Annotated in this window: 11 protein-coding genes; 4 read left to right on the top strand and 7 right to left on the bottom strand. The window is 73.6% G+C overall.

All coding sequences use genetic code 11. The features are described from left to right. Positions 1 to 178: 178 nt before the first annotated feature. Complete coding sequence (locus B7L92_RS32770) at positions 179 to 2,260, top strand: HelD family protein (protein ID WP_081240918.1); 2,082 nt, start codon at positions 179 to 181, stop codon at positions 2,258 to 2,260. Between the two features lie 115 nt (positions 2,261 to 2,375). Here B7L92_RS32770 and B7L92_RS32775 read toward each other — a convergent pair whose 3' ends face one another. Both B7L92_RS32775 and B7L92_RS32780 read right to left on the bottom strand, forming a co-directional pair. Beyond that, complete coding sequence (locus tag B7L92_RS32775; RefSeq protein ID WP_081240919.1) at positions 2,376 to 3,083, bottom strand: copper homeostasis protein CutC; 708 nt, start codon at positions 3,081 to 3,083, stop codon at positions 2,376 to 2,378. 146 nt (positions 3,084 to 3,229) lie between these two features. Then, a complete protein-coding gene (locus B7L92_RS32780) occupies positions 3,230 to 3,910 on the bottom strand; it encodes a maleylpyruvate isomerase family mycothiol-dependent enzyme (RefSeq protein ID WP_081240920.1) in 681 nt (226 codons plus the stop codon). Between the two features lie 141 nt (positions 3,911 to 4,051). Here B7L92_RS32780 and B7L92_RS32785 point away from each other — a divergent pair, with 141 nt between their 5' ends. Next, entirely contained in the window at positions 4,052 to 4,945 is an 894-nt protein-coding gene (locus tag B7L92_RS32785) for a Vgb family protein (RefSeq protein ID WP_081240921.1), read from the top strand. Positions 4,946 to 5,022: 77 nt separating this feature from the next. Here B7L92_RS32785 and B7L92_RS32790 read toward each other — a convergent pair whose 3' ends face one another. The 3 genes from B7L92_RS32790 to B7L92_RS32800 form a co-directional block, all read right to left on the bottom strand. Then, positions 5,023 to 5,904 (bottom strand): alpha/beta hydrolase, encoded by an 882-nt coding sequence (locus tag B7L92_RS32790; protein ID WP_081240922.1) that lies wholly within the window; start codon positions 5,902 to 5,904, stop codon positions 5,023 to 5,025. A gap of 329 nt (positions 5,905 to 6,233) precedes the next feature. After that, positions 6,234 to 6,437, bottom strand: coding sequence for a DUF397 domain-containing protein (locus B7L92_RS32795; protein WP_081240923.1), 204 nt, complete (start codon positions 6,435 to 6,437; stop codon positions 6,234 to 6,236). Next, complete coding sequence (locus tag B7L92_RS32800; protein WP_174704055.1) at positions 6,434 to 7,279, bottom strand: helix-turn-helix domain-containing protein; 846 nt, start codon at positions 7,277 to 7,279, stop codon at positions 6,434 to 6,436. The genes B7L92_RS32795 and B7L92_RS32800 overlap by 4 nt, the downstream gene beginning before the upstream one ends. 107 nt (positions 7,280 to 7,386) lie before the next feature. On the opposite strand from B7L92_RS32800, the gene B7L92_RS32805 reads away from it, so the two are divergent. Together B7L92_RS32805 and B7L92_RS32810 are read left to right on the top strand one after the other, a co-directional pair. Then, complete coding sequence (locus tag B7L92_RS32805; protein WP_081240924.1) at positions 7,387 to 7,851, top strand: ATP-binding protein; 465 nt, start codon at positions 7,387 to 7,389, stop codon at positions 7,849 to 7,851. A 33-nt stretch (positions 7,852 to 7,884) separates the two neighbouring features. Next, positions 7,885 to 8,550 carry an HD domain-containing protein gene (locus B7L92_RS32810; RefSeq protein WP_081240925.1) on the top strand — a complete coding sequence of 222 codons (666 nt, stop codon included), beginning with the start codon at positions 7,885 to 7,887 and terminating at the stop codon, positions 8,548 to 8,550. Positions 8,551 to 8,643: 93 nt separating this feature from the next. Here B7L92_RS32810 and B7L92_RS32815 read toward each other — a convergent pair whose 3' ends face one another. Together B7L92_RS32815 and B7L92_RS32820 are read right to left on the bottom strand one after the other, a co-directional pair. Continuing rightward, positions 8,644 to 9,402 (bottom strand): SDR family NAD(P)-dependent oxidoreductase, encoded by a 759-nt coding sequence (locus B7L92_RS32815; RefSeq protein WP_081240926.1) that lies wholly within the window; start codon positions 9,400 to 9,402, stop codon positions 8,644 to 8,646. 280 nt (positions 9,403 to 9,682) lie between these two features. Continuing rightward, positions 9,683 to 10,267 (bottom strand): TetR/AcrR family transcriptional regulator, encoded by a 585-nt coding sequence (locus tag B7L92_RS32820; RefSeq protein ID WP_081240927.1) that lies wholly within the window; start codon positions 10,265 to 10,267, stop codon positions 9,683 to 9,685. Positions 10,268 to 10,449: the final 182 nt, after the last annotated feature.

The raw sequence follows: 10,449 nt of genomic DNA on the forward strand, positions 1-10,449 counted from the left end.
CGGCGGGCGCGGCGGGCGCGGAAACCGTTTGGACCGCACCGGCCGAGCGCCCTAGAATCTCCGCCCTTGCCCGCCTCCGTCCATGCGCGTCATGCGCGTCATGCGCGGAGCGCCGCCGCCCGGACGGAAACCGGCCGGTATCCCGCAGCCACCCCAGCAGGTTCCCGGAGGCACCCCTGTGTCCGCGCCCACGTCCGCAGACCAACCCGTCGAACCCGTCGAGCCCGGGGCCGACCACGACCCCCTCTCCCGCGAGCGCGCCCATCTCGCCGCGTCCCGCGCCGCCCTGCGCGCGATGCGCGAGGACGTCGAGTCCCTCGACATCAGCGACGTCACCGCGAACTGGGTCAACGCGGCCGTGCTCGAGCGCCAGATCGAGGAGCGCGTCAAGGCGCTGGCCGACCTCAGCGACACCCCGCTGTTCTTCGGCCGGCTCGACTACCTGCACGCCCCCGGCGCCGAGCGGGCGGAGGGCGCGGAGGGGGAGAACTTCTACATCGGGCGGCGGCACGTGCACGACGCGGACGGCGACCCGATGGTGATCGACTGGCGCGCGCCGGTCTCGCAGCCGTTCTACCGGGCGTCCAGGAAGGACCCCCTGGACGTCGCGCTGCGCCGCCGCTTCGGCTACACCGGCGGAGCCCTCACCGCGTACGAGGACGAGCACCTCTCGGACCCGTCCGCGGCGGACACCGCCGGCAAGCTGCTCCAGCAGGAGATCGAACGTCCGCGCGTCGGCCCGATGCGGGACATCGTCGCCACGATCCAGCCGGAGCAGGACGAGATCGTACGGGCCGGGCTGGCGGGCAGCGTGTGCGTGCAGGGAGGGCCCGGGACCGGGAAGACCGCCGTCGGTCTGCACCGGGTGGCCTACCTGCTGTACGCCCACCGCGAGCGGCTGGCCCGCACCGGCACGCTGGTCGTCGGGCCGAACCGGTCCTTCCTGCACTACATCGAGCAGGTGCTGCCCGCGCTGGGCGAGCTGACGGTCGCGCAGGCCACCGTGGACGACCTGGTGGCGCACGTGGAGGTGCGCGGGACGGACGACGCGGCGGCCGCGGTCGTCAAGGGCGACGCCCGGATGGCCGAGGTGCTGCGGAGGGCCCTCTACTCCCACGTCACGCTGCCCACCGAGCCGGTCGTGGTGGTGCGCGGCGCACGCCGCTGGCGGGTCCCGGCGTACGAACTGGAGGACATCGTCCGGCAGTTGCTGGAGCGCGACATCCGCTACGGCGCCGCCCGCGAGGCGCTGCCGCAACGCATCGCGCACACGGTGCTGGTGCAGATGGAGCGGGCCGGGGAGGCACCGGACGACCGGGTGCAGGACGCGGTGGCGCGCAACAGCGCGGTGAAGGCGGCGGTGAAGGCGATCTGGCCGGCCGTCGACCCGGCGAAGCTGGTGCTGCGGCTGCTGGGCGACGCGGAGTTCCTGGCCGAGCACGCGGAAGGGCTGCTCGACGAGGAGGAGCGGAAGGCGATCCTGTGGGCGAAGCCGGCCCGGTCGGTGAAGTCGGCGAAGTTCTCGCCCGCGGACGCGGTGCTGATCGACGAGGCGGCCGATCTGATCCGGCGCACGCACTCGCTCGGGCACGTGGTGCTCGACGAGGCGCAGGACCTGTCCCCCATGCAGTACCGGGCGGTGGGCCGGCGCTGCACCACCGGTTCGGCGACCGTCCTCGGCGACCTGGCGCAGGGCACGACGCCGTGGGCGACGCGGAGCTGGGAGGAGGCGCTGGCGCACCTGGGCAAGCGGGACGCGGTGGTCGAGGAGCTGACGGCCGGTTTCCGCGTCCCGACGGACGTCATCGCGTACGCCTCCCGGCTGCTCCCGCACATCGCGCCGGGGCTGGCCCCGGTGGCGTCGATCCGGGAGAACCCGGGCTTCTTCGAGGTCCGCCGGGTCGAGGGGGCCGGCGACGCGGTGGCCGCCTGCCGCGAACTGCTGCGTCACGAGGGCTCGGTCGGTCTGATCGCCGCGGACGCCCGGATCCCGGAGCTGGCCGGGGAACTGGCGGCGGCCGGGATCACCTCGGTCGGCCCCGGCGAGGAGACGACGCACGACACCCGGCTGACCCTGGTCCCGGCGTCGCTGGCGAAGGGCCTGGAGTACGACTACGTGGTCCTGGACGAGCCCCGGGCCGTGGTCGACGGCGAGCCCGACGAACGCACCGGCCTGCGCCGCCTGTACGTGGCCCTGACCCGGGCGGTCTCCGGCCTGATCGTGACGCACACGGCCCCGCTGCCGGAGCAGTTGGGCTGACCCGGCCCGCCCCGCCGCCGGACACCGGCGGGCCTCCGCACCCGGTCACCGGTCGCTCGGTCGCTCGTACCCGGTCACCGGTCGCGGCCGGCGACCGGGCCCGTCCCGCCGGCGGTCAGTCCCCGGTCCCGACGCCGTCCACCGCCCGGCGCCACTGGGCGACGGCCTCCGCCGAGACGGGCCCGTCCCAGCCGTCCGGCCGGGCCGCCCCGCCGATGTGGAAGCCGTCGATGCCGGCCTCCAGCAGTGCGGGCACGTGCTCCAGGCGCAGGCCGCCGCCGACCAGCAGCTGCTGCTCGTACCCCGGCTCCCCGCGCCGGCCCGCCTCGGCGAGCAGCGTCGGCAGCCCGTCGTCGACGTCGGCCGGGGAGCCCGCCGTGAGGTAGGTGTCGAGGCCGGGCAGGCCGTCGAGCTGTTTGCGCAGGGCGTCCCGGTCGGCGGCGCGGTCGATCGCGCGGTGGAAGGTCCACCGGCAGCCGTCCAGTGCGCCGACGACCCGTTCGACCGCGCCGAGGTCCACCCCGCCGTCCGCGGTGAGGAACCCGAGCACGAACTCCTCGGCCCCGGCCTCGCGCATCGCGCACGCGGCGCCCACCAGCCGGTCGACGTCGCCCGCCGCGAACCCGTCCGACAGCCGCAGCATCACCCGCAGCGAGAGGTCGACGGCCCCGCGGATCCCGGCGACGGTCCCGGCCGACGGGGTGAGCCCGTCGGCCGCCATGTCGGTGACCAGCTCGAGGCGGTCCGCACCTCCCGCCTGGGCGGCGACCGCGTCCTCGACGTCGAGGGCGATCACCTCCAGGACTGCGCGCTGCTTGCTCATGGGGCCCCATTCATCGGCGTGCGCCGGCGGTCACCGGCATCGGACGGCGGCTACAGGTCTAGTCCAATCCAAGCCTACGCCCGCGTGCCGGGGATCCGCTGCCCCATGGCCGCGCGAGGTGCCCGCGGCCGCGCGGGACGACCGCTTCAGTCCCCGAAGATGTTCAGTTCCGCCGCCTCCGCCCCGGCCAGCTCGTACGGCGTCCCGCCCACCGGCCGCCCCGCGTACAGCCGCACGAGGGTCGGCCCGTCCCCGATGTAGCGCGCCGGGGGCCGCTCCCCCGAGGCGTCGCCCAGTCGCAGCGGCTCGTCGGCGTCGTCGAGGTCGGCGTGCAGCGGCAGGTGTCCCCGGGCGGACGTGACCTGGGCCAGCAGGGCGAGCGCGTACGGCAGCCCGGCGCCCGCGTACGCGCCCGGCTCCCCGAACGCCTCGCGCACGTCCCCGGCGTGCACCCACTCGCCCAGCGCGACGGCGTCCAGCGGCCCGCCCGCCTTCGCGATCACCGGCCCGGCCCCGGTCATCCCGCGCTCCAGCTCGTCGAGGACCCGGGCGTTCGTCCAGTCGGCCCGCTCGGCGATGTCCCGGTCGTTGGACTCGGGCGAGAACACGCCCTTCTCGAACCGGCGCTCCACCACCCGGGTGAGCGCGGCCGAGCAGTGCGCCAGCACGTCCCGCACCGTCCAGCCCGGACAGGCCACCACCGGTCGCGCGAAGTCCTCCTCCGCCCTGCCCCGCAGCAGCGGGATCAGCGCGTCCCGCTCGACGGCCAGCAGCCGCCCGGGGAGTTCGGGGTCTCGTACGTTCCGCACATCAGCAGGAGTCGTCATGCGGGCCACGCTAGTGCGGGGCCCCGGCGCGCGTCCGGAGGAGGAAAGCAGTTGTGCCACCTCTCCTCTCCCGGGCAGGGTGCGACGGTGACAGGTACGAGACCGAACTCCCCGTTCCCGACGGGGTGGCGAGGAGTTGTTGTGCCCCCTTCCCCTGCCCCGTCCGTCAGGGAGATCCGCGTGGCGGACGAGGAGGCCGGGCCCTACGGCATCACGGCCGGCCCCGACGGTGCCCTGTGGCTCACCCTCGTGGGCAGTGGCCGCATCGCGCGTCTCACCCTCGACGGCGAGTTCAGGGAGTACCCCCTGGACTCCCCCGCCTGCCGCCCCACGGTCATCACCCCCGGGCCGGACGGTGCCCTGTGGTTCACCCTCCACCAGGCGAACGCGATCGGCCGCATCACCACCGACGGCGAAGTGGACTCCTTCCGCCTGCCGACGCCCGACAGCGGGCCCTTCGGCATCACGGCGGGCCCGGACGGCGCGCTGTGGTTCACGGAGATGAACACCGACCGTATCGGTCGCGTCACCGGTGAGGGAGAGATCACCGAGTTCGCCCTTCCGGTCACCGGCGGCTTCCCCTCGGCCATCACCACGGGTCCGGACGGGGCCCTGTGGTTCACCCTCAACCAGGCCGACGCGATCGGCCGCATCACCCTCGACGGCGACACCGCCCTCCATCCCCTGCCCACCCCGAAGGCCGGGCCCGTGGGCATCACCAGTGACGGCACGGCCCTGTGGTTCGTCGAGATCGCGGCGGGACAGATCGGCAGGATCTCGGTGGACGGCGGGATCACGGAGTTCCCGCTCCCCGACCGCACGGCCGGACCGCACGCCATCGTCGCGGCCTCCACCGGGGACTGCTGGTTCACCGCCTGGGGAGCCGGCCGCGTGGGTCACATCACCGGGGACGGCGAGATCACCGAGTACGACCTGCCGTCACCGTCCTCCGAGCCCCACGGCATCGCCCTGGGGCCCGACGGCGCCCTCTGGGTGGCCCTCGAGGCGGGAGGGGTCGCGCGGGTGGCCCCGTAGGAGCCCCGGAGCCGTGGACCGCTCGTGCCGCCGGAACGGGCCGGACGCGCTCCCGCACCGTTTCCTGGCGGCTGCGGTCACGGCCGGGCGGACGGGGCCGGAAGTGCGGCGAGTTCCCCCAGGAGCCGGGCCGCCGGGGCCGGGTCGACCAGCCACTTCAGGTGGCTGCCCGGGAGCGTGCGGACGTCGTACGGGTTGTCCGGCGTCAGCTCGTCGCCCTCGCGGATCAGCCGGTCCTGCATGGCCGGCGGCATGCTCGCGTCGTCGGCCAGGCGGACGAAGGTCTTCGGGACGCGGCCCCAGGTCTCGGCCTGCGCCCGGTCGGCGGAGGTGCCGACGTCCAGGTTCTCGTCGGGCTGGAAGGTGTTCAGGAAGGTCAGGAACTCCTCGTCGGTGGCGTCGGCGAGGAAGGCCGCCTTGAACGCCGCCAGGGCGTCCGGGTCCGCGGTGCGGAAGTTGACGCGGAGCAGACCGAGTTCGGCGGGGTTCCCGGCCATCGCCAGGCCCAGGGAGGCGGCGTCGACCGTGGCCATCTCCGGCTCGGCGTAGTAGTCGCCGACGTCGAGCGCGACCGGGCACCAGGCCGCGACGTAGACGATGCGGTCGATCAGGTCCGGCCGCGCGTTGGCCGCAGCCGTGGCCGTGACGCCGCCGCGACTGTGGGCGACGAGGATCACCGGGCCGTTCCGCTTGGCCCGCTCCAGGACCCCGATCAGGTGCGCGGCGTTGTCGGCGAGCGTGACGCCCTTGATCGCGCCGGGCGCGGTGGCGAGGCCCTCGGGATCCTGCGGCGCCTGGTAGGCACGGGTGTAGGTCGCCCCGAAGCCGTGGCCGGGCAGGTCGACGGCGACCGAGCGGTGCCCGAGGAGGCCGAGTTCGGCCTGGAGCGGCGCGAAGGAGAAGGAGTTCGCGAAGGCCCCGTGGACCAGGACGAACGTCGGGTGCACCTGGCTGCTCACTTCTTCCGGTCTCCTTCGGGTCGGCGGCCCGCGCGTCGCGGTCGATCGGGGAACCCGCGAGGACGGCGTGCGGACAGGTGTGCGCGCTCCGGCGGTTCACACTACCCAGCGGAAGATCACCCGCACTACCCGTAATCAGCCCTTCCGCTTGTGCGTGCCGCCCCGCTCGCGGCCACCCCTCCCAGAAACACTCGGGCCGCCCCCGAAGGAGCGGCCCCAGGACCTGGTGCAGCCCTGTGCACCGTGTTCTGTTCACTGCTGCCGACGCTGCCAAGGTCGGCGGAAGCGGGTCAAGTCGACCGTCACGCCGTGTTGACGTCGGTTTCCGGTCAGTGAGCGTGACGTGCGTGCGCGACGAAGGCGGACCAGGCGGCGGGGGCCACCGCGAGGGCGCCCCGACCGGTGTCCTTGGAGTCGCGGACGTGGACGGAGGCAGGGAGGGCGGCGACCTCGACGCACTCGCCGCCCGCGCCACCGCTGTAGCTGGACTTGAACCAGTGAAGCGACTGGGCCCGGGACTGCTCGGTGTTCATAGGTCTCCTTGCAGCAACTTCTCGATGTGGCGCACGGATTCGGCTGGGGACAGCGCCTGTGCCCGCAGGATTCCATACCGCACGGCGAACCCCCGTACGCTTTCCCGTTTGGTGATCACGCGCCCGTTGGCCTGACTCTCCACGTAGGCGACCTGTTCCCCGCCTTCCGGGGTCATCATGGTGAACGGCCCGTCCGCCCCCGCGTGATCGACGACCCGGGTCGGCATGACCTGGATCTCGACATGAGGGTTCTCGGCGACCAGCAGCATGTGCTCCAGCTGACCGCGCAGGACATCCGTCCCGCCGAACGGCCGCTCCAGTACGGATTCCTCGATGACGAAGCTGAGTGTCGGCGCGGGCTTTCGCTCATAGATCCCGTGGCGTGCCATCCGCGCCGTCACCATCTGCTCGATCTCGTCCTCGCGCCGCCGGGGCCGCCACACGGTGAACATGGTCCGCGCGTACTCCTCTGTCTGGAGCAGACCGGGCACGGCCAGCACCGCGTACGCGTGGAACTCCACGGCCTCCTCCTCGATCCGCGCCGCGTCTCGGAAGAAGGCCGGGTACCGCGTGAGCGCCACGGCCCGCTTCATGGCGAGCAGCAGCCCACCGCCCTCCAACAGGTTGTCGAGGTGGTCGATGGTCTCCGGCCGTGGGATCCGGCGCCCCTGCTCGATCGCGGCGATCTGCGCCTCGCTGTACCCGAGCCGTGGGGCGAGTGCGGCCTGCGTGAGCCCAGCCCGCTCCCGGAGGATCTTTACCTGCCTGCCGAAAGAGCGCAGCAACTCGTCAGCAGGATCCTCGCTCCGCGCCGCCCCCGCTTGTTCTGCCACCTGCACCATGGCTGCCCCTCTCCCTCACCGACAGGCACTCTTGACACCCCTACAGCAACGCTGTGTAAGGACTTCGGTGCTGGTCACGGTATGCACACAGCGGCACGCTCACTGCCATGGCGACTGAAACTCCCCCCAACGAGCACACCACCCGGCCCGCAGCCCACGCCGAAGAGTTCTCCATGTGCTTCACCTCCACCCCGCGCGGCGCCCGCCTGGCCCGGCGGCTCGCTTCCCACCGCCTGGACGCCTGGGGCTTCCCGTACGCGTCCGAGGTGAACGGGACCGTGACGCTCGTCGTGGCCGAACTCGCCGCCAACGCGGTGATCCACGGTCGCGTCCCGGGCCGCGACTTCCGTCTGGACCTGGCCCTGGCCGCCGCCCGCGACCTCGTCCGCGTCGAGGTCACCGACACTCGGGACGACCGTCTGCCCCCGGCCCGGCCCCGCCTCCCCCAGGACCCCGGGGCGGAGACGGGCCGCGGTCTCTGGCTGGTGTCCTGCCTGGTGAGCCGGATGTGCGTCGCGCCGCGCGAGGACGGTGGCCCCGGAAAGACCGTGCGGGCCGAACTGGATCTGTGACCCCTCGGGGTGTGCACCGGGAACAATGGCCGTATGGCCGATACCGACGCCTTGCGTGCCCGTTTCGTCCGTGCCCTGGAAGGGGCCCGGGCTCCCGGGGGCGGTCCCGACCCCGTGCTCTACGCCGAGGACCTCCTCGCCCGCTGGCAGGAACCGCAGCGGCGCTACCACACGCTCACCCACCTCACCGCGGTCCTGGACCACGTCGACACGCTGGCGGAGTACGCGGACGCCCCGGACGTCGTGCGGCTCGCCGCCTGGTTCCACGACGCCGTGTACCTGCCGGACCGCTCCGAGAACGAGGAGCGGTCGGCCCGGCTGGCCGAGCGGGCGCTGCCCGAGGCCGGGGTTCCGGGGGCGAAGGCGGCCGAGGTGGCCCGGCTGGTCCGGCTCACCGTCACGCACGACCCGGCCGACGACGACCGCGACGGCCAGGTGCTGTGCGACGCCGACCTGGCGGTCCTGGCCTCGCCGCCGTCGGTGTACGCCGCCTACACCGCCGCCGTCCGCGAGGAGTACCACTTCGTGCCGGCCGACGCCTTCCGCGAGGGTCGCACCACCGTGCTGCGTGAACTCCTCGCCGCACGACGCCTGTTCCGCACCCCGTACGGGCAGGAGCACTGGGAGGCCACGGCCCGCTACAACATGCGCGGCGAGCTGGAGATGCTGTCGACCGCGCCCGCACCGCCCGCCCAGTGACCTGAGCCGGAGGTGCGTCATCGGTCCGGCGTGAGCCGTCCGGGCCCGGGCACGGTGGGCGTTCCCCGGCACAGCGCGCGGGAGGGCGGATCGTCAGGCGGACGATCCGCCGTCGACGACCAGATCGGTGCCGACCACCGCGCCCGCCGCGGGTGAGGCGAGGTAGAGCACCGCGGCCGCCACCTCCTCGGCCTCCGCGACCCGGCCGAGCGGGTTCTCCGTCTTCATCCGCTCGGCGCGGTCGGCCTCGGTCTCCCCGGGCCGCAGCGACATGGGAGCGGCGGCGGCGCCCGGGCTGACCGCGTTGATGCGGATGCCCTGGTGGACGTGGTCGAGAGCGGCGGCGCGGGTCAGCGCGGAGACCGCCGCCTTCGAGGTGATGTAGGCGGCGACGTTCGGGACCCGCAGGTGCGCGCCCAGGTTGGAGGAGATGTTGACGATGACGCCGCCGCCGTTCTCCTTCATGTGCGCGATCTCGTGCTTCATCGCCAGCCAGACGCCGGTGACGTTGGTCCGCAGCACCGCGTCCCAGTCCTCCTCGCTCACCTCGCCGGCGGGTGCCGTCCCGCGGAGTATCCCGGCGTTGTTGACCGCGATGTCCAGCCCGCCGAAGCGGTCGACGCACGCGCGCACGAGGTCCCGGAGCCGACCGGAGTCGGTGACGTCGGCGGTGACGGCGGCGGCCGTGCCGCCGGCCGCCTCGATGAGGCCGGTGGTCTCCTCCAGGGCGGCCGCGGTGCGTCCCGCGACGACCACGGACGCGCCCTCGGCGGCGAAGGCGAGCGCGATCGCACGGCCGAGGCCGGAGCCGGCACCGGTGACGAGGACGGTCTTGCCCGTGAAGCGGTTCATCTCGGTGACTCCTTCGAGGGGTGGGCCACTTGGTGGGATGGGTGAGGCGGCCTGCCGGGTGCGGTGGTTCGGAAGGGCGGCGGTGCGGGCGAGGGCGGCCGGCGCCGCCGACATGAGGACGGGCGCGGCCCGGACACCCCGAGGAGGACGAAGGCGCACCGCTGCCGTGCACCGGGAACGCGGGCGACGTTCACGGTCGCCATACCCCCCTCTTATTGGACCGATCGATCCAGTATGCGGACCTGCGAAAGGAGGCTCGGTGCCTCCGTTCGCGAGGGCGTCAGTCCAGTAGGGCCAGCGCCTGCTCGGCCGCGTCCCGCACCCGGCCGGGGTCGTCCGACGCCTTGCCGACGACCCGCACGCCCTGCAGCAGGACGAGCAGCATGCGGGCCAGCGCGCGCGGATCGCGGTCCCCGGGCAGCTCGCCCTGGGCCCGGGCCCGCAGGAGCGCGGAGTGCAGCAAGGTCTCGAGGTGTCCCCAACTGCTCTCGACCCGGCGGGCCGCCGCGGGGTCGTGCGGGGCCAGTTCGGCCGCCGCGTTGGTGACGAAGCAGCCGTTCAGCCGCCCTTCGGGGGAGGCGGCCTCCGCCGTGAAGCGGCGCACCACCGCCCGTACCGCGGGCAGCGCGGGCCCCGGCTGGGACAGCTCGGCGAGGAGAAGCGGGTCGCGCGTCCCGGTGTACCGGTCCATGGCCTTCAGGTACAGCTCGTGCTTGCTGCCGAAGGTCGCGTAGAGGCTCGCCCGGCCGATGCCGAGGTGCTCGACGAGGTCGCTCATCGACGTCGCCTCGTAGCCGCGCCGCCAGAACAGCTCGAGGGCCGACTGCAGCGCGGCGTCCGGATCGAATTCCTTGGTCCTGGCCACACCGAGGACCGTAGGATTTCTGGAACGACCTGTCAAATAAGGGCCGTTCGACAGTCCGACTCGCTCCGGCCCCGCGGCGAGCGGGACCCACGACGAACGGGAATCCACGGCGAGCGGGACTCACGGTGAACGGGACTCACGACAACCGGGAAAAGCCGTCGACCGCGCCCGCACCGCCCGCC

Source organism: Streptomyces viridosporus, from assembly GCF_002078235.1.
Lineage (GTDB): Bacteria > Actinomycetota > Actinomycetes > Streptomycetales > Streptomycetaceae > Streptomyces > Streptomyces viridosporus.

Excerpts from the sequence above, each read along its gene's own strand:
- B7L92_RS32775 (WP_081240919.1), bottom strand. The coding sequence starts at position 3,083 with ATGAGCAAGCAGCGCGCAGTCCTGGAGGTGATCGCCCTCGACGTCGAG.
- B7L92_RS32780 (WP_081240920.1), bottom strand. The coding sequence starts at position 3,910 with ATGACGACTCCTGCTGATGTGCGGAACGTACGAGACCCCGAACTCCCC.
- B7L92_RS32795 (WP_081240923.1), bottom strand. The coding sequence starts at position 6,437 with ATGAACACCGAGCAGTCCCGGGCCCAGTCGCTTCACTGGTTCAAGTCC.
- B7L92_RS32800 (WP_174704055.1), bottom strand. The coding sequence starts at position 7,279 with ATGGTGCAGGTGGCAGAACAAGCGGGGGCGGCGCGGAGCGAGGATCCT.
- B7L92_RS32805 (WP_081240924.1), top strand. The coding sequence starts at position 7,387 with ATGGCGACTGAAACTCCCCCCAACGAGCACACCACCCGGCCCGCAGCC.
- B7L92_RS32810 (WP_081240925.1), top strand. The coding sequence starts at position 7,885 with ATGGCCGATACCGACGCCTTGCGTGCCCGTTTCGTCCGTGCCCTGGAA.
- B7L92_RS32815 (WP_081240926.1), bottom strand. The coding sequence starts at position 9,402 with ATGAACCGCTTCACGGGCAAGACCGTCCTCGTCACCGGTGCCGGCTCC.